25 protein-coding genes and 1 riboswitch are annotated in these 22,925 nt (G+C 57.2%); of the genes, 18 read left to right on the plus strand and 7 right to left on the minus strand.

The annotated features are described in order from the left end of the window. Positions 1-273: 273 nt before the first annotated feature. Positions 274-1,938, minus strand: a complete 1,665-nt coding sequence (locus JUF21_RS09505; protein ID WP_203624289.1) for an ABC transporter ATP-binding protein — start codon at positions 1,936-1,938, stop codon at positions 274-276. Positions 1,939-2,108: 170 nt separating this feature from the next. On the opposite strand from JUF21_RS09505, the gene dnaX reads away from it, so the two are divergent. The 10 genes from dnaX to JUF21_RS09555 all read left to right on the plus strand — a co-directional run bounded on the left by dnaX (position 2,109) and on the right by JUF21_RS09555 (position 9,026). Continuing rightward, entirely contained in the window at positions 2,109-3,788 is a 1,680-nt protein-coding gene (dnaX, locus tag JUF21_RS09510) for a DNA polymerase III subunit gamma/tau (RefSeq protein ID WP_203664233.1), read from the plus strand. Between the two features lie 17 nt (positions 3,789-3,805). Continuing rightward, on the plus strand, positions 3,806-4,111 hold the full coding sequence (locus tag JUF21_RS09515; protein ID WP_125755896.1) for a YbaB/EbfC family nucleoid-associated protein: 306 nt from the start codon (positions 3,806-3,808) through the stop codon (positions 4,109-4,111). Positions 4,112-4,119: 8 nt separating this feature from the next. Continuing rightward, positions 4,120-4,719, plus strand: coding sequence for a recombination mediator RecR (gene recR / locus JUF21_RS09520; protein WP_203624291.1), 600 nt, complete (start codon positions 4,120-4,122; stop codon positions 4,717-4,719). A 12-nt stretch (positions 4,720-4,731) separates the two neighbouring features. Then, complete coding sequence (locus JUF21_RS09525; protein ID WP_203664235.1) at positions 4,732-4,992, plus strand: YaaL family protein; 261 nt, start codon at positions 4,732-4,734, stop codon at positions 4,990-4,992. Positions 4,993-5,101: 109 nt separating this feature from the next. After that, positions 5,102-5,746 carry a dTMP kinase gene (gene tmk, locus JUF21_RS09530; protein ID WP_203624293.1) on the plus strand — a complete coding sequence of 215 codons (645 nt, stop codon included), beginning with the start codon at positions 5,102-5,104 and terminating at the stop codon, positions 5,744-5,746. Positions 5,747-5,794: 48 nt separating this feature from the next. Further along, positions 5,795-6,124 (plus strand): cyclic-di-AMP receptor, encoded by a 330-nt coding sequence (locus JUF21_RS09535; protein ID WP_125755775.1) that lies wholly within the window; start codon positions 5,795-5,797, stop codon positions 6,122-6,124. Continuing rightward, a complete protein-coding gene (gene holB / locus JUF21_RS09540) occupies positions 6,124-7,098 on the plus strand; it encodes a DNA polymerase III subunit delta' (protein ID WP_203624294.1) in 975 nt (324 codons plus the stop codon). The genes JUF21_RS09535 and holB overlap by 1 nt, the downstream gene beginning before the upstream one ends. Before the next feature lie 4 nt (positions 7,099-7,102). Continuing rightward, complete coding sequence (locus tag JUF21_RS09545; protein ID WP_203624295.1) at positions 7,103-7,438, plus strand: DNA replication initiation control protein YabA; 336 nt, start codon at positions 7,103-7,105, stop codon at positions 7,436-7,438. Continuing rightward, a complete protein-coding gene (rsmI, locus tag JUF21_RS09550) occupies positions 7,438-8,307 on the plus strand; it encodes a 16S rRNA (cytidine(1402)-2'-O)-methyltransferase (RefSeq protein ID WP_239061379.1) in 870 nt (289 codons plus the stop codon). The genes JUF21_RS09545 and rsmI overlap by 1 nt, the downstream gene beginning before the upstream one ends. Next, positions 8,304-9,026, plus strand: coding sequence for an acyl-[acyl-carrier-protein] thioesterase (locus tag JUF21_RS09555; RefSeq protein ID WP_203624296.1), 723 nt, complete (start codon positions 8,304-8,306; stop codon positions 9,024-9,026). Before rsmI ends, JUF21_RS09555 begins: the two co-directional genes overlap by 4 nt. Before the next feature lie 68 nt (positions 9,027-9,094). On the opposite strand, the gene JUF21_RS09560 is transcribed toward JUF21_RS09555, so the two are convergent. Continuing rightward, positions 9,095-9,745, minus strand: coding sequence for an endonuclease III domain-containing protein (locus JUF21_RS09560; RefSeq protein WP_203624297.1), 651 nt, complete (start codon positions 9,743-9,745; stop codon positions 9,095-9,097). Then, a complete protein-coding gene (locus JUF21_RS09565) occupies positions 9,732-10,700 on the minus strand; it encodes an asparaginase (protein ID WP_203664237.1) in 969 nt (322 codons plus the stop codon). The genes JUF21_RS09560 and JUF21_RS09565 overlap by 14 nt, the downstream gene beginning before the upstream one ends. 294 nt (positions 10,701-10,994) lie before the next feature. Continuing rightward, positions 10,995-11,092, plus strand: a riboswitch (THF riboswitch). 34 nt (positions 11,093-11,126) lie between these two features. Here JUF21_RS09565 and JUF21_RS09570 point away from each other — a divergent pair. From JUF21_RS09570 to tsaD, 4 genes are all read left to right on the plus strand, one after another. Further along, the gene (locus JUF21_RS09570) at positions 11,127-11,645 is read left to right on the plus strand and encodes a folate family ECF transporter S component (protein WP_203624299.1); all 519 of its coding nucleotides are present in this window, start codon (positions 11,127-11,129) and stop codon (positions 11,643-11,645) included. A gap of 834 nt (positions 11,646-12,479) precedes the next feature. Then, positions 12,480-13,202 (plus strand): tRNA (adenosine(37)-N6)-threonylcarbamoyltransferase complex dimerization subunit type 1 TsaB, encoded by a 723-nt coding sequence (gene tsaB / locus JUF21_RS09575; protein WP_203624300.1) that lies wholly within the window; start codon positions 12,480-12,482, stop codon positions 13,200-13,202. Continuing rightward, positions 13,186-13,719: a ribosomal protein S18-alanine N-acetyltransferase gene (gene rimI / locus JUF21_RS09580; protein ID WP_203624301.1), complete on the plus strand. Its 534-nt coding sequence runs from the start codon at positions 13,186-13,188 to the stop codon at positions 13,717-13,719. Before tsaB ends, rimI begins: the two co-directional genes overlap by 17 nt. Before the next feature lie 12 nt (positions 13,720-13,731). Beyond that, the gene (gene tsaD, locus JUF21_RS09585; RefSeq protein ID WP_203624302.1) at positions 13,732-14,754 is read left to right on the plus strand and encodes a tRNA (adenosine(37)-N6)-threonylcarbamoyltransferase complex transferase subunit TsaD; all 1,023 of its coding nucleotides are present in this window, start codon (positions 13,732-13,734) and stop codon (positions 14,752-14,754) included. Positions 14,755-14,827: 73 nt separating this feature from the next. On the opposite strand, the gene JUF21_RS09590 is transcribed toward tsaD, so the two are convergent. Next, on the minus strand, positions 14,828-15,385 hold the full coding sequence (locus tag JUF21_RS09590; protein WP_203624303.1) for a LysE family transporter: 558 nt from the start codon (positions 15,383-15,385) through the stop codon (positions 14,828-14,830). Between the two features lie 133 nt (positions 15,386-15,518). Between JUF21_RS09590 and JUF21_RS09595 the strand changes: the two genes are divergently transcribed. Next, positions 15,519-15,929: a MarR family winged helix-turn-helix transcriptional regulator gene (locus JUF21_RS09595; protein ID WP_203624304.1), complete on the plus strand. Its 411-nt coding sequence runs from the start codon at positions 15,519-15,521 to the stop codon at positions 15,927-15,929. Positions 15,930-15,996: 67 nt separating this feature from the next. On the opposite strand, the gene JUF21_RS09600 is transcribed toward JUF21_RS09595, so the two are convergent. Further along, a complete protein-coding gene (locus tag JUF21_RS09600; RefSeq protein ID WP_203624305.1) occupies positions 15,997-17,940 on the minus strand; it encodes an ABC-F family ATP-binding cassette domain-containing protein in 1,944 nt (647 codons plus the stop codon). 202 nt (positions 17,941-18,142) lie between these two features. Between JUF21_RS09600 and JUF21_RS09605 the strand changes: the two genes are divergently transcribed. After that, the gene (locus tag JUF21_RS09605; RefSeq protein WP_203624306.1) at positions 18,143-18,805 is read left to right on the plus strand and encodes a redox-sensing transcriptional repressor Rex; all 663 of its coding nucleotides are present in this window, start codon (positions 18,143-18,145) and stop codon (positions 18,803-18,805) included. A 58-nt stretch (positions 18,806-18,863) separates the two neighbouring features. Here JUF21_RS09605 and JUF21_RS09610 read toward each other — a convergent pair whose 3' ends face one another. Together JUF21_RS09610 and JUF21_RS09615 are read right to left on the minus strand one after the other, a co-directional pair. Continuing rightward, a complete protein-coding gene (locus JUF21_RS09610; protein ID WP_203664239.1) occupies positions 18,864-19,943 on the minus strand; it encodes an LCP family protein in 1,080 nt (359 codons plus the stop codon). 93 nt (positions 19,944-20,036) lie between these two features. Next, the gene (locus JUF21_RS09615) at positions 20,037-20,666 is read right to left on the minus strand and encodes a CPBP family intramembrane glutamic endopeptidase (protein WP_203624308.1); all 630 of its coding nucleotides are present in this window, start codon (positions 20,664-20,666) and stop codon (positions 20,037-20,039) included. Positions 20,667-20,820: 154 nt separating this feature from the next. Between JUF21_RS09615 and groES the strand changes: the two genes are divergently transcribed. Both groES and groL read left to right on the plus strand, forming a co-directional pair. Beyond that, positions 20,821-21,105, plus strand: coding sequence for a co-chaperone GroES (gene groES, locus JUF21_RS09620; RefSeq protein WP_054663026.1), 285 nt, complete (start codon positions 20,821-20,823; stop codon positions 21,103-21,105). Positions 21,106-21,164: 59 nt separating this feature from the next. Then, positions 21,165-22,793 carry a chaperonin GroEL gene (gene groL, locus JUF21_RS09625; RefSeq protein ID WP_203624309.1) on the plus strand — a complete coding sequence of 543 codons (1,629 nt, stop codon included), beginning with the start codon at positions 21,165-21,167 and terminating at the stop codon, positions 22,791-22,793. Positions 22,794-22,925: the final 132 nt, after the last annotated feature.

A 22,925-nucleotide genomic window follows, 5' to 3' on the forward strand; every position in this document is an offset into this window, starting at 1 on the left:
ACTTCCATCAGACATACCTCCAAAAATATCAGATAGGCGGCGTCCTCAGCCGTTGAGGGGTTGAAATTTTATATACGTGCTCGAAGCGACAATTGATTAATCTCAGGACTGAAGACCATCGGTTTTTTGTACGGACACAAGGCACCAATAAAGCTACGATGAACAACAAGGCCGCCTTCACCGATATTATATCGGCGATGGCGGCTGTTTCATATCATGATTACGAGGGCAAAGCAGAGCGGCGCCCTCAGATAGTTTTCTGTGGGGGCTTCATCAATTTAGCGCCAGGTGATCAAGCGCCGATGCGACGACTGGATCGCGCTGGGTGCCGGCCGCCACGATGCGGCCGCCTTGCATGACGAAGATCCGGTCCGCCTTCTCAAACGTGGCTGCATTGTACTGGTGGGTGATCATGACAAAGCCTTGCTTCATGGCGAAAATGTCCGCCTGGAGTTGATCGGCAATCTTCGGGTCGAGGCCCGTGGTCATTTCGTCCAGCACCATGAACTGGTAGTGCCGAAGCAGCAGACGAGCCAAGGCGACGCGCTGTTTTTCCCCGCCTGAGAGCAGGGGGCTGGTCCGGTCGACCACGGTGTCCAAATCGTGTGCCGCAAGCCAGTCGCTCATTCCGGCCTGCCGCAGGGCGGCCTCAACCTGGTCATCCGCGTAATCTGTGCTGAACAGCGTGACATTATCACGCACGGTGCCGGCAAAAATATCGGCCTGCTGCTCGAGCTCGCCAATCAGGCCAAAGACGGCCGCCGGCGCTAACTGCGCGGCGGGCTGATTGCTCAGGGTGACCTGGCCGGCGGTCGGGTTCAGCTCCCCAAGCAGTAGCCGCATCAGGGTGGTTTTGCCGCTGCCACTGGCCCCGACCAGCAGGTACTTGCGGCTTGGCTCAAGCGTCAGATCGATGTTGTGCAGCACGTCTTGATAGCCGGCCTGCTGAGCCGAGATCAGCGGGCTGGTTAAAGCCAGCGCCGCGGGCGCGGTCTGAGCGGCAACCGGTCCGGCGTCTTGGGCCAAGTCGGCCAGGTGACTTGCAACCTTGCGAGCCCCGTAGAACTCCGCTAGCATCTCGGTCAGCAGTGCCATTGGCCAGTTGAAGAAGCTGGCCAGCTGGGAAAAGGCAACCAGTTGACCCAGCGTGATCTGACCCTGGCGCACAAAGTAGGCACCAACCAGCCAGGTGCCCAGATACATGACGTCACCCAGGAAATCGGACATACCGCTGGTGATTTTTTGAACTTGCTGCTCGCGTGTGGAAGTGTGCCGCACGTCCGCGCTAACCGTTTGGTGCAGGCGGCGAAACGGCGGCTGTGCGAGTGCGTGGGCGATGGTCGTAAAGCCGCTAAGCGCATCCGTGACGCGGCTGGTGTAGCGCTCAATTGCGGCAACCACATCGTCTTTGGCATGTTCAAGCGGCTTTTTGACCAAAAACGGAAAGACTAGCGCCGGCACGCTTAGCAGCACGACAGCCAAAGTGATCACCGGGTCGATCAGCAGGGTGCCAGCCGCGGCAAAGACCAACAGCATCAGCAGGTAGAAGGCACGCAGAATCACGTGAAAGTAACTGCTGGTGACAATGTCGACCTGTTTGGTGAGCTGGGTGACATAATTGCCGACCGGCTGTTGGCCAAACATATTCGGCCGCAGTGCCAGGTCATGGCGGAATAAGTCTCGCCGCAGCTCATCGCCCATGCGCAGCGGAAGCGCCTCGTTGACATACTCGCTGGCCGAATCCGTGACAGCCTGGATCACTAGGTACCCCAAAATCAGGGGGACGGCGATAGTAAAGGCGAGATTGACGCGCCCGGTGGCGATGTCGGTGATCAACTGAAGCACGTATGAGTAGGCGACCAGCACAGCTGCTGCGGCGACGCTGAGCCCGATGGATAGGACCACACGCCACGGGTGACGGGCAAAGTAATGAAACATTTTTCTCCTCCAATTCTAATCTTTCAAATCGTAGCACTTCACCAGGGGTGGGACAATGCGAAATACAGCTCAACGGCAAAGCTGTCACCTAGGCTAGCCATCCCGCTAAAATCGCCCCGCTTCGCAGCCTTCATATGTTAAACTAGAACAGTTAGAAAGGATGAGGACGCGTGGCTTATCAAGCGCTATACCGGGTCTTTCGGCCCCAGCAATTCAAAGATGTGATCGGCCAAGACGCGATCACCACAACGCTAAAAAATGCGCTGATCGAGCAGCAAACCAGCCACGCCTACCTTTTCTGTGGACCGCGCGGGACTGGGAAAACCAGCGTCGCCAAGATTTTGGCCAAGGCACTGAACTGTCGCAACCTTAAAGATGGCGAGCCGGACAACACGTGCGACCTCTGTGTCGCGATCAACAATGGCAGTCTGACGGATGTGATCGAGATCGATGCTGCTTCGAACAATGGGGTCGACGAGATCCGCGACATTCGCGACAAGGCCAAGTACGCGCCAACCGAGGGCAAGGTCAAGGTCTACATCATCGATGAAGTCCACATGCTGTCGACTGGGGCGTTCAACGCCTTGCTCAAGACGCTGGAGGAGCCACCGGCTCATGTGGTGTTCATTCTCGCCACCACTGAGCCGCAAAAAATTCCGGCCACAATTATCAGTCGGACCCAGCGTTTTGACTTTCGCCGGATTACCGCCGATGACATCGTCAAGCGGATGCAGTTCATCTTAGATGACAAGCAGATCACCTACGATGATCAGGCACTGATGGTGATTGCCAAGGCAGCGGAGGGTGGCATGCGCGATGCGCTGTCCATCCTCGACCAGGTGCTGGCGTTCGGCCAGGACCACGTCACGGTGGAAAATGCGCTGGATGTCACCGGCGGGGCGGCTGCTGTCCAGCTTGGTGAATATCTGCAGCACGTGGCGGAAAACGAAACCGCAGCGGCGCTGACCACCATCGAGCAGCTGCTGGCATCCGGTAAAGATGCCGGTCGCCTGATCGACGACCTCATTGGCTACCTGCGTGACCTGCTGGTATTCCAGCAGGCGCCGGCACTGGTCAACGACACAGCCAGCGCGCTTCAGGATAGTCACTTCAAGGCTCTGGCCGAGAAGCTTCAGCCTGATCAGCTGTACCACATGATTGCGGTGCTGAACACCACGCAAGGCCAGTTGCGGCTGACGAACAGTCCCACGCTATACCTGGAAGTGGCAACGGTCCAACTTGGCCAGCCTGTACCCCAGCCCGCTGCAGTTGAATCGGCCCCGCCGGTGGCTAGCGCGGAAGTCAAGCAGCTTGAGCAGACGGTGGCTAAGCTTTCCAAGCAGCTGCAGACGCTGCAACAAGGTGCACCAGCTGCAGCGGCAGTCCCGGCTAAACCGGCCGTGCGCGTCAGCGTGAAGGTGGCCAAAGAAAAAATTTATCCGATTCTCGGTGCCGCAACGAAGAAAGATCTTGAGGCGGTCAAGGAGATTTGGCCAGACCTCCTGTCGATGCTCTCGGTTCCGGATCAGGCGATGATGAAAATTTCAAAGCCAGTCGCGGCTAGCCCGACCGGTGTGATCGTCAGTTTTGCCTACGACATTCTGATCGAACGGGCCAACAGCGATACCGCGTTGATGACCGCGCTTGCGGATGACCTCGGCAAGCTGATGGGCGGCCCGCGCCAGGTCGTGCTGGTGCAGGAGAAGCAGTGGCCTGCGGTGCGCAAACAGTACTTGGACGAGCACGGCGCGCCGAAGGCTAAGTCAGCGCCGCAGGAAGAGTCTCCGGTGGTCAAGCCGATCACCGACTTATTCGGTAAAGAACCCAATATTACAGTCAAAAATGACTAGAAAGCGTGATTGATATGATGCGTGGCGGCAATATGGCAGGCATGATGAAACAGATGCAAAAGCTGCAAAAGGAAATGACTCAGGCCCAAGAAGAGCTGAACAACAGCGAATTCACGGCGACTTCGGCCTCAGACATGGTCACCGTGACCCTTGCCGGGGATAAGACCCTTAAGGACATTCAAATCAAGCCCGAGGCCATCGACCCTGACGACCCTGACATGCTTCAGGATTTGATCATTGAAGCGATGAATGCAGGCCTGAAACAAGTCGATGACGCAACCAAGCAGAAGATGGGTAAGTACACCCAGGGTCTGCCGCGCTAGGAGGCACCATGCAATATCCACAACCGATTGAAAAGCTGATCGACAGCTACATGAAATTACCCGGCATTGGTAGTAAAACCGCGACCAGGCTAGCGTTTTACACCATCGACATGAATAAGGACGACGTGACCAGTTTTGCCTCCGCGCTGACGGCGGCCAAGACGCAGCTGCACTACTGCAGCATCTGCGGCAATATCACCGACGACGACCCTTGCGAGATCTGCCAAGATAAAAGTCGCGACCAAAGTACGATCTTGGTTGTGGAGCAGCCCAAGGACGTGATGAGCATTGACCGCACCAACGATTACCATGGGCTCTACCACGTGCTGCATGGCGTCTTGAGCCCGATCGAAGGCAAGGGGCCGGAAGACTTGAACATCGAAAGTCTGATCAAGCGTCTTCAGGACCACCCCGAGGTCAAAGAAGTCATTGTGGCCACCAACGCGACCCCTGAAGGCGAATCGACTGCCCAGTACCTGGCCCGGCTGATCAAGCCGGCCAAAATCAAGGTCACCCGGCTGGCCCATGGCCTGGCGGTGGGCTCAGACATTGAGTACGCCGACCAGATGACCCTGCTGAAGGCGGTTGAGGGTCGGACAGAACTATAAGGAGGCGGCGCCATGTTTTTTGGCAAAAAAAAGCCCAGCATTAAGGACGCGGCAGACATGCAGCTGATGGATGAAATCTATCGGGTGCGCGACCGCATGGCCAGTCAGCGCAAACTTGTCGGGTCGTTTCGCGAAGTCGACGAGTTGACCAAGGCGCAGCTGGATCTGCAGGCGGCACTGTTTGACTTTTTGCATCGCGAGGCCCGGGAGCGGCAGGTCCCCGGCCGCTTGGTCGAGCAAATGGCTGCACGCTATCTTGAAGAAAATCAGTAAGGCCTTCGCTGCGGCGAGGTCTTTTTATTTGGAAGCAACCGGTGATGGTTTAATTCGCTCGACTTTTCAAGTAAACTAGAACCATTAACAGATGAAAGAGTTGAAGGCAGTGGCAGGCAGATTCATTACGTTCGAAGGCCCGGATGGGGCAGGCAAGACCAGTGTGCTGAACGCGCTGATCCCAATTATTGAAAAGCACGTGGCCATGCCCGTGCGACTGACCCGCGAGCCCGGCGGGGCCGAGATCTCGGAGAAAATTCGCAGCCTGATCCTCGATCCGGCGAACACCGCGATGGACGCGCGGACCGAAGCGCTGCTGTATGCGGCCTCACGCAGGCAGCACTTGGTCGAAGTCATTGACCCCGCGCTGGCCGCTGGGGACATGGTGATCTGCGACCGCTTTGTCGATTCCTCAGTGGCCTATCAAGGCGGGGGGCGCCAAATTGGTGAGGCGGCCGTGCTGGCGATGAACCAGTTTGCCACCGATGGGCAGGCGCCGGAGCTGACGCTTTATCTCGACATCGAAAGCGCGGCCGGCTTGGCCCGCATTCAGGCGCATCGCCAGTCGCGGCAGTATGACCGGTTGGACCAGGAAAGCCTGACCTTCCATCAGCGAGTGCGCGCGGCATACCTGCGCTTGGCACAAGCGGAGCCAACGCGGATCAAAACCATCGACGCCAGCCAAGCGTTGCCGCAGGTCGTGGCCGATTGCACCCAAGTGTTAGCTGCTCACTTAGGGCCCGCTTGGCAGTAAACTAGTCATAAAGCAGGATTTGACAGCCGAAAACAGGGGGAAAAGCATATGAAGTTGATTATGGCCATCGTTCAAGATAAGGATTCGAACCTGTTGTCCAGCGAGTTCATCGACGCGAACGTGCGGGCAACTAAGCTGAGCTCCACTGGCGGCTTCTTGAAGTCCGGGAACACCACCTTCATCATCGGGGTGGAAGACGAGCGAGTGGATGAGGTGCTGCAGATCATCAAAGAATCTGCGCAGACCCGCCGTCAGTTCATGACCCCGCCGGTCAACCTGGATGCCACCTCCGATTCCTCAATGGCGTACCCCGTTGAGGTTCAAGTCGGCGGCGCCACCGTGTTCGTGCTGCCAGTTGACGCGTTCCACCAGTTCTGATGAACACGATTGAACAACTGCAGCCGACGCTGGTGCGCCAGTTCAGCCAGATCATCGGCGCCGGTAACCTGAGTGCCGCCTATATTTTTGCCGGGGCGGCTGGGACCGGTAAGGCGGCGCTCGCGCAGTGGCTTGCGATGCGCCTCTTTTGTCAAAACGTCCAAGCTGGCCGGCCCTGCGGAGAGTGCGCCGAGTGCCAGCGGGTCTTGTCTGGCAACCATCCGGATGTGGTTTGGCTGAACCCTGAGGCTAAAAGCATCAAGGTCGACGACGTGCGCGCAATGCGGCAGGAAATGAGCAAAACCGGGGTCGAAGGCAACCGCCGCGTCTTTGTAATCGAAGGGGCAGAGCGGCTGACAGCCGGCGCCGAAAATAGTTTGTTGAAGTATTATGAGGAGCCAGTGCCGGGGATGACCATTATCCTGACAACCACGGCCAAAAATCAGCTGCTGCCGACGATCCGCTCGCGGGCGCAGGTGATCAATTTTCCCAAGCCGCCGGCCGCAAGCGTTCAAGAAGCGCTCACCGGCAAGGGCGCAGATGCGCGGCTGGCGGCAGTGGCGTCGAACCTGACCGCCGATGTCGCGGCCGCCTCGGCGCTGATTAACGATGAATCGTTTGATAAACGCGTGACGGCAGTGCTGCAGCTGGTTTCACAGCTGGGTAAAAATGACGCCACGGCGTTTGTCGCTGTGCAAACGACACTGGTGCCACTGGCGAAGACGCTCCCGGAGCAAACCCAGACGCTGGCCCTGCTGGGGCTGGCCTACGCCGATGCGCTGAATCAGCACTACCACGTGCAGGCGCCGCGCACCTACGGCAATGACCTGGCGATCCTTGCGCTGGCCGAACAGCCGGGGTCGCGGCTGAGCACTGGCCTGGCGGCGGTTTTGACTGCGGAGATCCGCCTGGGCCAAAACGTGTCGTTCCAATCGGCAGTCGAGGCCTTGGTGCTGCAACTTTTAGAAGGGTGATTTTGTGGAGAAAAAAGATCTGTACGACAACTTCATTCAACTGGAGCATGATGCTCAGGCGCTGCTCACGCGCGTGACCGGGCTTAAAGCCGATATGGCCAAGGCCTTAGAGCGCAATGCGGAGCTGGAAATGGAAAACAAGCATCTGCGCGAGCACCTCGAAGCACTTGACGACGCCCATGCGGAGTCGACCGGTGCCACTGAGCTGACCAAGTCCAAGGCCAACCTGGAAAGCTTGTACAACGAAGGGTTTCACGTTTGTCCTTACATGTATGGGCAGCGCCGCGTGGACGATGAGCCGTGCGCCTTTTGTCTCGACGTCATTTATGGTGAGCGCTAATGACGGCCCGGCAGATGTCCAGTTTTGCCAGCCACGACACCGGCACCTTGTACCTGGTGCCGACGCCCATCGGCAATCTCGATGATATGACGTTTCGGGCGGTCAAAACCCTCAAGGCTGTGGACTTGATTGCGGCCGAAGACACGCGCAACACGCAGAAGCTGCTCAATCATTTTGAGATCGAAACCAAGCAGATCAGCTTTCACGAGCACAACACCCAGGCGCGGATTCCCGAGCTGCTCGCGCGCCTTGAACAGGGCGAGTCGATCGCTCAGGTGTCGGATGCGGGGATGCCATCGATTTCCGATCCCGGCAAGGAGCTCGTCAAAGCGGCCATTGAGGCGGGTATTCCGGTGGTGCCGCTTCCTGGGGCCAACGCCGCCCTGACGGCGCTGATCGCCAGCGGCATCGAACCACAACCATTCATGTTTTACGGGTTCTTGCCACGCAAGGCCAGCGAGCAGAAGGCGGCGCTGACCGCCCTTGCCGAGGAGCCTCAGGCAGTCATTTTCTACGAGTCGCCGTATCGGGTGGCTAAAACGCTGACGACCATTCGCGACATTTTTGGCGAGCGCCAAGCGGTCTTGGCCCGGGAGCTGACCAAAAAGTTTGAGGAATTCATCCGCGGCAGCTTGTCTGAGCTTATTGACTACGCCAGTGGCAGCGCGCGCGGCGAGTTCGTTATTCTTGTTGCGCCGGGAGAGAAAAAGGCCAAGGTGCCAAGTGATGTGCCGGTCGCCACGCAGGTGCAGACACGCATTGACGCTGGCGCGCGGCCCAATGACGCGATCAAGGCGGTCGCCAAGGAAAACGGGCTGAAGCGGCAACAGGTCTACAATGCGTTTCACGGTATTCAGGAGGAATCATGATATACAAAGAGGAACTGACGGTGCCTTTTTTCTTGGGCACGCAAACTGGCACGTTGAGCTTGGCCAACATGGCCAACATCATGCTGCTGGTGTCTGAGAATCAGCTGGATCAAGTCGATGCCGGCATTGCTGGGCTGGCCAAGCACGGCGCCGGCTGGGTGATCACCCAGTACCACATCGACGTGACGCGCATGCCGAAAATCGACGAGCACCTGGTTGCCGGCACCGAGGCCACCTCTTACAATAAGCTGATGACCTATCGTGAGTACTGGCTCGAAGATGATGCGGGCCAGCGCCTGGTGACGATGCGCGGCGCATGGGTGATGATGGATCTGGAAAAACGCAAGATCATTCCCATCATTCCGGAATTTGCGGAAAAAGTCGGCGCGCAGTTCAACAGCAAGGTCGAGCGCTTCCCGCGGCTGGCTAAGCAAGGCGAGTTTGACACCACCGTGCCTTACCGGGTGCGGTACTTCGATATCGACGGCAACGGCCACGTCAACAATGCGCACTACATGGAGTGGATGGAAGACGTCTTAGGCGAAGACTTTCTTCTCACGCACCGGCTCGTCGAAGCCGACATCAAGTACGCGCGGGAAGTTGCCTATGGTACCACCGTTGACTCAGCGGTTCGCATTGAAGGCGACACCTCGTATCATCTGATTTCAACCGCCGGCGTAGCCAACGCTGAGGCAAAGCTGCGCTGGGCGAAAAAGTAGGCCAGTCGCGACTTGATGGCAAAAAAATTAGCAGTCGGGTGCACAACCTTGTGCACCCGACTGCTATTTTATTGGACCAGCACCAGTTTCATGCCGGCCAGCGGGCTGTCATCAAAATTTTCTTTCTGCTTAACGGTTTTGCCAAAATTGTCGATCAGGCCGTGGAACTCCTGGGCATCTTTCAGCGTCCAATCCGCGACTTCAGGTAGCCGACGGTAAAGCTGCTGGTACGTGTTGGCCGGGGCACCGAGCCAGCCGAACAGGCGCCTTGAGTAGTTGTCAGCGATGAAGGTAGGCTGGTCAAACACATACAGGCGCAGCGCGTCAGCCGTTTCCTGACCGATGCCGGGAAGGGCGAGCAGGTGCTGGCGCAAGTCTGCCGCCGGCGTCTTGCCAATGGCGTCCAGATCAAAGCGACGGGCTTGCAGCCAGGCCATGAGCGCCACCAGCGCACGGCTTTTGTTTTGATAGAACCCGCTGGGTCGAATCAACGGGATCAGGTCCGCCTGCGAAAGTGCGGCGAGGCTTGCCGGCGCAAAGTGAGTGGCCGCATGCAGGTTGGCCAGACTGCGATCGACGTTGCGCCAATTAGTGTTTTGTACCAAAATGGCGCCAACTGCGATCTCCAGTTTAGAATCCGCTGGCCACCAGCCTGATGGCCCCAGCAATGCGGCTAAACGCTGATACAGCGTCCAAGGGGTGAGCTCAGCTGACGGCATTGTTCACGTACTCAGCCAGAGCCTGGCCATTCAGCCCTGAAGACAAACCGACAATCAGCTTGATGCGCGCCTTTTGCCCGTTCAGCCCTTGGCAGAAGGTGACGCCCATCTGTTTGAGGCCCACGCCGCCGCCTTCGTAATCGTAAATGTCCTCAGCCATGCCGTTGAAGCACCGCGACACCAGCACGACGGGCACACCGCGAGCCAGCAGGCGCTGCAAGGCCGGCAAGGTCGCAGGCGGCAGGTTGCCGGCCCCAAGCGCTTCGATTACCAGGCCGGAGGTTGCTTTTGGCAAGGCGTCAAATAAGGTGCCATCCATGCCGGCGTAAGCCTTGATCAGATAGACGTTGGGCACCACGTGATCGATTGGCGCCATGCCTTTTTGCAGGAGCTTTTCAAAAAAGCGGGGCCCGTTTTTGGTGACTAGGCCGATGGGGCCAAACGACGGCGTGCGAAACGTCGAGACGTTGGTCGTGTGGGTCTTGGTGACAAACCGCGCCGTGTGGATCTCGTCGTTCATGACCACCAGGCAGCCCATCCCGCGCGCCTGGTCGCTGGCGGCTACGCGCACCGCACTGAGAAAGTTGTAATTACCATCGGCGCCGATTTCATTGCTGGAGCGCATGGCACCGGTCACCACCACGGGGATGGTGGAAGGGGTCGTGAGGTCCAGGAAAAAGGCGGTTTCCTCTAGGGTGTCCGTGCCATGGGTGACCACGACGCCGTCAATGCCGTCGACTTCCGCCTGCCGAATGCGCTGGCTGAGGGCCAGCATTTTCTCCGGCGTGACGTGCGGGGAAGGCAGGTTGAAAATCTCCTCGGATGAGACGGTGATGTCTTTGAGCTGAGCAGGGACGGCCATCATCGGGTTGTTAGTGCTAGGCACCACATCACCGGCGTCATTTTCGGTCATCGAGATCGTGCCGCTGGTGTGTAAAGCAAGAATATGTTTCATGAGCTGCCTCCTAGAATGATTAGTTTTAGCTTAGTGGGCGGGCCGCGGGAATGCAAGCCACGACCCAGACAAAAAAACACCGCCAGGGCAGGCGGTGTTCTTGCCTCTGGGCGGAGGCTGTAACGCTAGGTTACAAGAAACAATGATACGACCAGCCGGTTAAAAGTGCTTTGGTGGCGGAGAGGAAAGTGTGAAGAGTTCGCTGTGAGTCTTCTCATCTCGAGCGCCAAGTGAAGCTTCGAACGTTGTTGCAATTTTCTGCAGACGGTCTAGACTTATGCTCGTACCACTAATCTAGGAGTAGGCATCAACGCGTTAAGTGCCACCGGAACGGAATGTGAACGGTGGACGAAGGCCATGTGGGCCGCGGTGTTGACGCCGCATTCGCCTGATCGTTAGGCGTCTCCAACAAAGGAGATTGTCACTATGGAAGTATTATCTTTTTCTGGCCCCAAGATGAAAACGACGCGCACCGTCGTTTTGATGGGTCTTTTTTTGGCGATGGATATCGTCTTGCAGCGGTTCTCGTTTGGGCCGGCGTTTCTGAAGTTTGGGGTCGGCTTTTTCGCCACCGCGCTGATGGGCTATTACTTGGGCCCGTGGGTAGCGGCGGTCGATGCCGCCATGGCTGACCAAGTCGGCGTGCTGCTGGCTGGGGGACCCAACATCCCGCTGTACACGATTAGCGCAGCGGTTGCGGCGTTCATCTACGGGGCATTTTTCCACAATCACAAGGTCACGCTCTGGCGTGTGCTCGCACCGGTGGCCATCGTGCTGATTTTTGTCAATATTGGCCTGGGCACCTGGTGGCTGGCACTGACGGGGTTCAAGTGGCAGGTGATTCTGCCAACCCGTGCCGTCAAGAATCTGATCATGATCCCGATCCAGACGGCGCTGACCTACGCGGCGTTACGCGCGGTGGAGCGGATCCGACCGCGCCTATAACTGTCAATTGGCAAAGCGCTCATGGTGAGCGCTTTTTTGTGCCAAGATAAGGATTGTCCTGAGGCGCAAAACAGGTTACCATAAGGCTATATATACGAGTAAGGTTTTTTAAAAAGTGATTGGCCAATCCACTTGATGAGTTTCACGGGGCACGACTTGCACATTAGTAACATGGCAAGGCGGCAATGATTCTTATTCAACGAATGGCCATTTTTTGTCCCTCGATTAGTGCCGCAGGACTCGGGGAGGGGTGCTGCAGAACTTGTCGTTAAGGCGTGAACTGACTCTGAGCAGAGCCGGTTTGCGCCTTTTGTGATGGCTCTAAAAAGGCCAGAAACCCCGGGAAACCGCATCCTGGACTAGCCCTTGGCGAAGTTGAAAATATTTTGCCAAAAATCATTGACAGCGGTTGCATTGCGTGCTACCTTTATATCGGATGATGGGAGGGCGAGGCAGGTACCGTCTCGTCAGATTCACCCGGAAACTTCCTGGCGATCCGACCTGAACCTTGGGGTTGCCAGGCACGTTGAGCCTTCCGATCGGTTTGGCGATGAAGACCATGTGAAGAGCATGGGGTCCTTACAGGACGCGTGAGGGATGCTGCTATCACTTTCCTAACTTAATAAAGCGACTGGCCCTGGTGACAGTGGTTGGGATAGCAGGCAGGGGCAACTCTGCAATAAAAAGCCACCGGGGCAACCACGGTGGCAAGGGACACCATTTCGCAAGAGGTGGTGCCCTTTGCGTGCTTCAGGGATGAGCACACACGCCCTTGGGTTGGCAAATGGCCATTCAATGGTAGAATAAAGACCGACTAGAAACGGGGGCACGGCAATGAAGATCCTAGCGATGGACACGTCCAATCAGGCGATGAGTGTCGCGGTGATGGCGGACGGCCAACTGCTGGCGACATCGACAATCAATCACAAGAAGACCCACAGTGAGCAACTCCTGCCAACAATCGACCGTTTGGTGACAGTCAGCGGCCTGACCCCTGCTGAATTGGATCGGGTGGTCGTGGCAGACGGTCCCGGTTCTTACACCGGGGTGCGCATCGCGGTCACGACGGCCAAAACGCTGGCAGATACGCTCAGCCTTGAACTGGTTGGGGTCTCGAGCCTGGCGGCGCTGGCAGCTGGGGCGGTCGGCACCACCAACTTAATTGTGCCGATCATGGACGCCCGGCGGCAAAACGTGTTTGCTGGGGTCTACCAGTGGCTTGATGGTGAGCTGATCAACGTGGTTGAGGACCGGCACTTGGCGCTGACACAGCTGCTCGAAGAGCTTAAGCTGCTGCGGCAGCCGAGCACGTTCGTTGGCAGTGATGTGGCTAAGTTTACTGAGCCAATCAAGGCCACACTTGGGGCCTCGGCGCATTTTGTCGATGCACTGGCCAACTTGCCGCAAGCGGGACGCTTGGCACTGCTTGGCGCGCGGCGCACGCCGGTTGACGTGACCACTTTTGTGCCGCGCTACCTGCGGCTCACTGAGGCGGAGACGAATTGGCTCAAGACGCATGACGATAAGGGGCACGCACCTTATGTTCAGAAAGTTTAAGCAGTGGTTTGACCGTGAACCGCCCGTTGAGCTGGCTTTTCCCGCGCAGTCCTTGCGGGTCGGTGAAAGCACGTATCAGCTGCGCCGGATGACCAATGATGACATCGATGCGGCCCTGGTCATGGAAAAGGCAATCTACCATGACACACCTTGGGACCGGATCGCGTTTATCTCTGAGCTGCGCAAGACACAACGCTCACTTTATTTAGTGTTGTTTGATGAAGACGTGTTGGCCGCGTTCATTGGTTGCTGGTTCGGCAAAGACGAGGCACACATCACTAACATCGCGGTGGCCCCCTTGTATCAAGGACAGGGCATCGGTGAGGCGCTGATGCGGCTCATGATCGATAAGGCGTATGACCTTGGCACCAGTGAAATCACGCTGGAGGTACGGACGGACAACGCGGTGGCGCAACACCTGTATCACAAGTTAGGGTTTCAGGATGGCGAGATTCGTCGTGGCTATTACGTCAGCACGCATGCCGACGCAATGGACATGCGCAAACCGTTGGAATAGAAAGGATAAGTCATGACAAAGCGCGAATTGATCTTAGCATTTGAAAGCAGCTGCGATGAAACCTCCGTGGCCGTGATCGAAGACGGCACCAAGATCCTCAGCAACATTATTGCCACGCAGATCAACTCGCACAAGCGCTTCGGCGGGGTCGTACCGGAAGTGGCCAGCCGCCATCACGTGGAGCAGATTACCGATTGCATTGATTTGGCGCTGAATGAAGCCAATGTCGATTATTCAGACCTGACCGCCGTGGCTGTGACTTACGGTCCGGGCCTGGTCGGGTCGCTGCTGATCGGCGTGACCGCTGCCAAAACGGTGGCGTACGCCCACCAGCTGCCGCTGATTCCGGTCAATCACATGGCGGGGCACATCTACGCTGCACGGTTCGTTAAGCCTCTGCAGTACCCGCTGCTGGCATTGATGGTGTCCGGCGGGCACACGGAGCTGGTCACGCTGACTGCCCCTGGCGAGTTTCACATCATCGGGGAGACGCGCGACGATGCGGCCGGTGAAGCTTACGACAAAATCGGCCGGGTGCTTGGCATCACCTATCCGGCTGGTAAGGAAGTCGATCGCCTGGCACACTTGGGTCATGACACTTTCCATTTTCCCCGCGCCATGGACGGTGAGGACAACCTCGACTTTTCTTTCAGTGGGCTGAAGTCTGCGTTCATCAACACGGTGCACCACGCCGACCAGATTGGCGAGCAGTTGAGCCGTGAAGATCTGGCTGCGAGTTTTCAGGCGGCGGTCGTTGACGTGCTGGTGGATAAAACCGTGCAGGCGCTACACCAGCACCCAGTTGATCAACTGGTGGTCGCCGGCGGAGTCGCCGCGAATCAGGGCCTGCGCGAGGCGATGACCGCGCGGCTGGCCAAAGAGTTTCCCAACATCGACGTGATTATCCCGCCGGTGCGCTTGACGGGCGACAACGCGGCGATGATCGGCGCGGCGGCGCACATTGAGCTCGCCAAGCACCACTTTGCCGACGAGACGCTAAACGCAGTACCAAACTTGAACTTTCAGCACGCTTAAGCATGACAAATCATCAACAAGACCACGTTGCAACCGGACGAGTGTCCCAGGCTGCAATGTGGTTTTATTTGTCTCACCGCCACAGATCGATCGCCGAAAAAATCAGTAAAGCACCGACAATCAGGTTAATGCCGTGAAAGTGGCGGTGGTAGAAGCGGTTGATCAGCTGGCCGCCCAGCGTCCAGGTCAGCGTGCCCAAAGCCCCCAGCGCGACCATCAAGGTCCAGCGCAGGGTGATCGCCGATAGAGCTCCGGTCAGGCTGAAGGCTCCTAGCCCGGTGATAAAGTACAAGTAGCATTTAATGTTGGTGAATTGAAGCAACAGTCCAGTGGTAAAACTGGCCGTGCTGGCGCTGTTGTCGTCGGGGCGACTGATCATGACATGGTAGGCCAAGTAGACGAGATAGGCCGAGCCAATTACTTTCATTACGGTGATAAAGGTCGGTGCACGCTGAAGCCAGTCAGCAAACAGCCCGGCGGCGATGCCAATCACGCCCATACCGACCGCCATGCCGAGGTTCAAGCGCAGGCTGCGCGCGAAGCCGCGCGTTTGCCCCGAGACCATCGCCATGATGGTGTTGGGTCCTGGTGTGAAGGACATAATTAAGAGAAACGAGAGAAAAGCGAGCATAGGCGCCTCCAAATATAATTGCAAATGCAATGGGATAATGATGCTAAGCTTACTCGTTTCTAATTGCAAATACAATCAGTTATCAGTTTCATTTGGCGAGTAAGGCCGGTATACTTAAGCGGGAGGCGAGCTGATGTTTGATGTGATTCGAGAAATTGGGGCCATCACGCGCCTGATTCAAACCAAAAGCAACGCTGAGTTTCGGGGGTTGGGCCTAGGCAACAACGCGTTTATTTACGTCATTCGCGCCTGTGAGCAACCCGGTATGTTCATGGGTGAGCTGGCCGATTCGGTCCAAATCGACCGCACGACCGCCTTCCGCACGATCAAAAAAATGGTCGCGGGCGGATGGTTTGAGCTAAGAGCCGACGCGACTGATCAAAGACTGCGCCGGGTTTATCCAACCAAGAAAGCCAAGGCGGTTTATCCGCGCCTGCATGCCTTCGAACAGGCGCAGTCTGACTACCTGCTCAGCGGTTTGACGCCAAATGAGCGGACGCGGCTGACCGCGCTGGTCAAGAAGCTCAAGGTCAAAGAGCCTTAGCCAATAAAAAATCACCGATTACTCGGTGATCGAATCCCGACGCAAAATGTCGGGCCTTTTTCTCGTTTTAGTCCTGCATGTCCTCCAGCTTGAGGCTGGCTTTCTCCCAGGCATCTTCCACCTGCTGGGAGGTTTTTTGGTTCTCGTCAAGCTGCGCCTGCAACTTTTGCATTTTGACGTAGTCGCTCAGGGCTTCTGGGGCGGCCATGGCGGTTTGAATCTGCTCGGCCTGCTTGGCGAGGTCATCAATTTGCTGTTCAAGCTTATCCACCTCGCGCTGGACCTTCCGGAGGTCGCGCTGGTTCTGCTTGCTTTGCTGGTAGTCGACCGCGGCCGCGTTGCCGGGCTTTTCTTCCGGCTGATCGCCCTTGGCCTCCGCTTTAGCGGCCTCGACTTCTTCCAGCTTTTGCTGGTAGTAGTCCCAGTTGCCCAGGTACAGGTCCGAGCTTTCCGGGCTGATGGCCACGATGCTGGTGGCCAGCTCGTTGATGAAGTACCGGTCATGTGACACGAACAGGACGGTGCCATCAAAATCGGCCAGCGCATCCTCCAAGACTTCCTTGGAGTTGATGTCCAAGTGGTTGGTCGGCTCGTCAAGGATCAGGAAGTTGTCGTGCCGCAGCGCGAGCTTAGTGAGCTCTAGCCGGGCCTTTTGGCCGCCGGATAAATCGCCGACCCGTTTTTCAATGTCTTCGGCGTCAAAGAGAAAGGCTGCCAGCGCGGAGCGGACACTTTGCTCGGTCATCGTTGGATGGTCATCCCAAATTTCGGCGATGACGGTTTTGTCCCAATGCAGCTGGTGTTGATCCTGATCGTAGTATCCAGTTTCAACGTTCGTGCCAAACCGGGCCTCGCCGGCCAGAAACGGCAGCTGGCCGAGAATGCTCTTGAGCAGGGTCGACTTGCCGACGCCGTTGGGGCCAATCACCGCGATGCGGTCGTGCTTGTTGACCTGAAAATCGATTGGGCCGGCCATCGGGGCCGCCTGGTCGTAGCCGATTGTGGCGTGCTGGACTTTCAGTACCTCGTTGCCGCTGGTTTTCTCCGCTGAAAAGTGAAAATGCACCTTCTTCTCAGTGCCGCTTGGGCGCGGCAGCCGCACCATTTTCTCCAGCTGCTTGCGGCGGGCCTGGGCCTGCTTGGTGGAGGATGCACGCACGATGTTCTTGTCGACGAACTCCTGCAGCTTAGCGATTTCTTCCTGCTGCTTGTTGTAGGCCTTCCATGCCAGCGCGTTGTTTTCCGCTTTGCGCTTCAGGTAGCCGGAATAGTTAGTGGTATAGTGCACGGCCATGGACGGGGTCAGCTCGTAAATTTCCGACACCACGTGGTCCAGAAAGTACTGGTCATGGCTGACGGTTAGGATGGCGCCGGCGTACCCCTTGAGGTAGCCTTCGAGCCAGCCGAGCGTGTCGATGTCCAAGTGGTTGGTCGGCTCATCGAGAATCAGCAGGTCGTGCTTTTCCAGTAACAGTTTGGCCAGGGCCAGGCGGGCGCGCTCGCCGCCGGACAAGGTGGCGACCTTCATGTCCCAGGTGTTCTCGGGGAAATTGAACCCGTGCAGGATCCCGCGAATTTCGGCACGATAGCCGTAGCCGTTTTGCTCCTGAAAGTCGTGCTGTAGCTGGTCGTACTGCTTCATGGTTTGGTCGAAAGCGTTCTGGTCCTTGGCCAGCCCCGGGTCGGCGATTTGCACCTCTAAGGCGTGCATGCGCGTTTCCATGGCGATCAGCGGCGCGAACACGGTCAACAGTTCATCGAAAATACCGCGCTCGGAGTCCAGTCCCGAATCCTGCGCTTGGTAGCCGATTGAGACATCGTGGGCCAGGGTGACCTGGCCGTAGTCGGGTGGGTTGAGGCCGGCGAGGATCTCCAGCAGCGTGGTTTTCCCGATGCCGTTGGGGCCGACCAGGCCGATGCGCGCACCGGTTTGCACTTCTAAGTTAATGCCCGTGAACAGGTCGAGGCCGTTGAACGTGCGGCCAACCCCTTGGGCTTGCATGATGATCATGGTGATATCTCCTTACTTTGCCCGCATGGGCGCGAATCGTCTGCAACCAGTTTACCATACCGAATCCAGCCACTCGTGAAAAAAGGTGAGCAAGCTGGAGCCGCAGGGCTTGCTTTCACAGCTTAAAGCGGTTACTATCGATTTATAAGTATGCCGGGCTTTTCACAAGTACGCCCGACTCGAACGGAGACGGAGGAGACTTATGGCTGAAACAATGATCCCTAAGGCAACCGCAAAACGGCTGCCGCTGTACTACCGCTACCTCAATTTCTTGGCGAACTCTGGGACGACCAAGATCAGCTCCACGGAGCTGAGTGAGGCGGTCAAGGTCGATTCGGCGACGATCCGCCGCGACTTTTCCTATTTTGGCGCCCTGGGCAAACGGGGCTACGGGTATGATGTGACGGACCTGCTTAAATTCTTCAAGAAGATCCTCAACCAGGACCGGCTGACCAATGTGGCGTTGGTCGGGGTGGGTAATTTAGGGCACGCGCTGCTCAATTACAACTTCCGCCAGGCCAATAACATCCGCATTTCCGCCGGGTTCGACGTGAATCCCGACCTGGCCGGCACCATTCAAAGCGGGGTGCCGATTTACCCGATGACCGACCTGATTGACCAACTGCGCCAGCAGCAGATCGAAATCGTGATCCTGACGGTGCCGACCGACGCGGCGCAGGGCATCACCGATGACCTTGTGAAGGCGGGCATCAAAGGCATCATGAACTTCACCCCGCTGCGTATTTCCGTGCCAGCTTATGTTCGCGTGCAAAACGTGGACTTGGCCACTGAGCTGCAGACCCTGATCTACTTCCTGGACCACTACGGCCCGACGCTGAAGGACACCGAAGAAGACGAAGACTAGTTGAATCAATAAACAGGAGCGCCACCTCTCATCGCGAGAAGTGGCGCTCCTGTTGTTTTTACAGGTCTGGATTATAAATCACGTAGTTTTGTGCCTCTGGATTATCCCAGTTGAACTCAGTATTCGCCTTGTTCTCGCGCACGTTCTGGTTGGCGATGGTTTCTTTTCCCAACCCCAAAGCGGTGCGCAGCGTGTCAGAAACGCGCTGGAGTTCTGTGGTGGCGGGAATCTGGTAAGACGATGGGCCGGGGTAAACCATGGCGTCGTGCCCCTGCAGGGTGGTCGATTTGATCGTCCCAGCGGCGGCGCGGTAGTTTTGCACCAAGGCCATCATGTCGGCAAACGAGAGGTTCGTCTGCATGTTGCCCGAAACGGTTTTCAGCAGCTGGTCGAAGTTCTTCAGCGTGTCGGTGGACAGGGCCTTTTTGACGATGGCCTTGATCACTTGCTGCTGCCGCTTCTGGCGGCCGTAGTCGCCTTCAGGATCAGCGTGGCGCATCCGGGCGTAGGCCAAGGCCTGGCCGCCATTGAGATGCATCTTGCCTTTGGTGAAGTGGTAGCTGCCAACGTGTGGGTCGCTCCAGGAAAAGGCGACGTCTACGTCGACGCCGCCGACTGCGTCCACCACTTTTTCCAGCGCGCCCATGTTGACGGTCACGTAGTACTTGATCGGCACATTGACCAGCGCTGAGGCGGTGTTGACCGCCATCTTCGAGCCGCCGATCTCATAAGCGGCATTGACCTTTTGCATGTTGAACGACTTGGTGCCGATCATTTTGGCGGCGGTGTCGCGGGGCAGGGAGACCATGTTGGTTGTTTTGGTTTTGGGGTTGACCACGACGACGATCATCGTGTCGGAGCGGCCGGTGTCGTTGCGCCCGAACGCCCCGGTGTCGGTACCGAGCAGCAGGACTGCGAAGGGCTTTTTCTGCTGAATCGTTTTGGCGACTGTCCCGGCGCTGCCGTCCTCAGTCCCGATGCCGCGGTAGGTCGAGTTCAAGGCGTACTTGGTTTGTGAATACAGTCGCAGGCCATATGCGCCAAGAGCCACCAGCGCGGTGGTGAGAATCAGGATCAATATTTTCAGGAGCGGCCGGTGCGGTCTCTGACTTTGCCGGCGATTGACACGACTGTCCATAGTAGTCCTCGTTTCGTCTATTTGCTTTAGTATACCGCGTTCGCCTTTTGCGGTCAGCGCGAGGTCAGACCTTAAACGAGGTTTAAACTCCTGTCAGTGCCATATTGCGTAGCCAAGCGTCAGCGCTAGCACCCCAATGTGCGCGATCAGGGGCGTTTGAACACTACCGGTTTGCTTGTACAAATAGGCGTAAACGATGCCGACTAGGGTCGCGGTCAGCCAGTGGGTGGGGTCCGTGGCCAAGGCGAATAGGAGCCCGGAGATTAGCGCGGCGCCGAACACGCCCGTGACGCTGGCCAAGTTGCCAAAAATGACCCGGCGAAACGCGTACTCTTCCAGCAGGGGCAGTGCCCAGACTAAAGTCAGCGCATACAGCGGCACGCTGTGCAGTGCCGAGGTGGCCTGGGTGAGCGTTGGCGCCGGCGCATAAAACAGCCAAGACTCCAGCCAGCTGCCCAGCAGTTGGACAATCAGCACGACGGCGACCCCGGACACGCCCCAAATCACTCGGGTCTCGGCTTTGGCCAAGCCCGCAGTTTCAATGGCGGTGGGCAGGCGCAGCTGGCGGTTGAACCGCCAGGCGAGCAGCGCGCCGCCGACCGAGAGAGCCGTGCTGCCCCACAGCCCCGCCTCCCCCGGCCAAAAGTGCAGGATCAGCAGGCTGCCCACCAGGACGGCCAGGTAGGTGCTCAGGATCTGCACCGCGTGTTTTTGCAATGACATGGGAGGACCTCCTTGAGAATATGGGCCTAGTATAACAGAATTAGCACTTAGGGGTTGCAATTGCTAAACTGATTCGGTATAGTATCTAGTGTAGTTAGCACTTAGGACGAATGAGTGCTAAGCGTTCAAATTTTATGCATATGGAGGGATCGTTTTGTTAAAACCATTAGGTGACCGCGTGGTCGTTTCAGTTGAGGAAGAGCAAGAGGAAACTGTTGGCGGCATCGTGCTGGCCAACAACGCCAAGCAGAAGCCGCAACAGGGCACCATCGTTGCAGTCGGTGAAGGGGCCTTGAGTCCTGAGGGCAAGCGCCTGCCGATGGCCGTCAAGAAGGGCGACAAGATCCTGTACGACAAGTACGCCGGCTCTGAAGTCAAAGTGAACGGCGAGGATTACCTGGTCCTGCACGAAAAGGACATCATGGCGATCGTCGACTAAGTTCGGCTCATGGCAATTCCTGCATTAACTATATAAATAATATGAGGTGAAATAAACACATGGCTAAAGAAATTAAGTTCGGTGAAGATGCACGTCGTTCCATGCTGAAAGGGGTCGACAAGCTGGCCGACACCGTTAAGACGACCCTTGGCCCGAAAGGCCGCAACGTTGTTTTGGATAAGTCATACGGCGCTCCTGAGATCACCAATGATGGTGTCACCATCGCTAAGAGCATTGACCTGGAAGATCACTACGAAAACATGGGGGCCAAGCTGGTCGCTGAAGTTGCGACTAAGACCAACGATATCGCTGGTGATGGGACCACCACTGCCACTGTGCTGGCGCAGAGCATTATTCGCGAAGGCATGAAGAACGTCACCGCTGGCGCTAACCCGGTCGGGATTCGCAAGGGGATCGAAGAAGCGACCAACGCGGCCGTTGACGAATTGAAGAAGATTTCTCACAAGGTTTCCGGCAAGAAGGAAATCGCGCAGGTTGCTTCGGTTTCTTCCTCGAGTACAGAAGTTGGCGATTTGATCGCCGATGCCATGGAGAAGGTTGGCCACGATGGTGTCATCACGCTTGAAGAGGGCAAAGGCATTCAGACCGAGCTCTCCGTGGTTGAAGGGATGCAGTTCGATCGTGGCTACCTGTCCCAGTACATGGTCACAGATAACGACAAGATGGAAGCCGACCTCGACAATCCGTACATCCTGATCACTGACAAGAAGATTTCCAACATCCAAGACATTCTGCCACTGCTTCAGGAAATTGTTCAGCAGGGTAAGGCGCTGCTCATCATCGCCGATGACGTTGATGGCGAAGCACTGCCAACGCTGGTTCTGAACAAGATCCGTGGGACCTTCAACGTGGTTGCTGTGAAAGCCCCTGGCTTCGGCGATCGCCGCAAGGCTCAGCTGGAAGACATCGCGGCTTTGACCGGCGCGACAGTCATCACCTCCGACCTTGGCCTGGATCTGAAGGACACCAAGATCGATCAGCTTGGCCAAGCCGGCAAAGTCACGGTCACCAAGGACAACACGACCATCGTTGAAGGCGCCGGCGATAAGGCAGCCATCGACGAGCGGGTGGCAACAATTCGCAAGCAGATTGAAGAGACCACTTCCGACTTCGACAAGGAGAAGCTGCAGGAGCGCCTGGCCAAGTTGGCCGGTGGCGTTGCCGTTATCCGCGTCGGGGCTGCCACCGAAACCGAACTCAAAGAGCGCAAGTACCGTATCGAAGACGCGTTGAACGCGACTCGTGCGGCCGTTGACGAAGGTTACGTCGCTGGCGGCGGTGTTGCGCTGGTCAATGCGGCCAAGGCCGTTGCTGCCCTTCAAGAAGACGGCGACGTTCAGACCGGGATCAACATTGTCCTGCGCGCACTTGAAGAGCCAGTTCGTCAGATCGCGGCTAACGCCGGTCTGGAAGGCTCCGTCATTGTTGAGCGCCTGAAGAAGGAAAAGACCGGCTTTGGCTTCAACGCTGCGACCGGCGAATGGGAAGACTTGGCCAAGGCCGGCATCATCGACCCAACTAAGGTCACCCGTTCCGCGCTTCAAAACGCGGCTTCCGTTGCTGCTTTGATGCTGACGACCGAAGCGGTGGTTGCTGACAAGCCGGAACCAAAGGATGCCGCAGCAGCTCAGCCAAACCCTGGCGCCGGCATGGGCGGCATGATGTAATTTAGCAGCCAACTAATTGGAAGACGGAGACTCGCAATGAGCGAGCGTCCGTCTTTTCTTTTATTCTTACTGGTCCGCCGCCGTGTTGCGTTGACCGGTATGCTATATTTAAGTTAGAAGAAAAGGAGCTGA

This window comes from Lacticaseibacillus sp. 53-4 (genome assembly GCF_016861805.1).
In the GTDB taxonomy this organism is placed as follows: Bacteria; Bacillota; Bacilli; order Lactobacillales; family Lactobacillaceae; genus Lacticaseibacillus.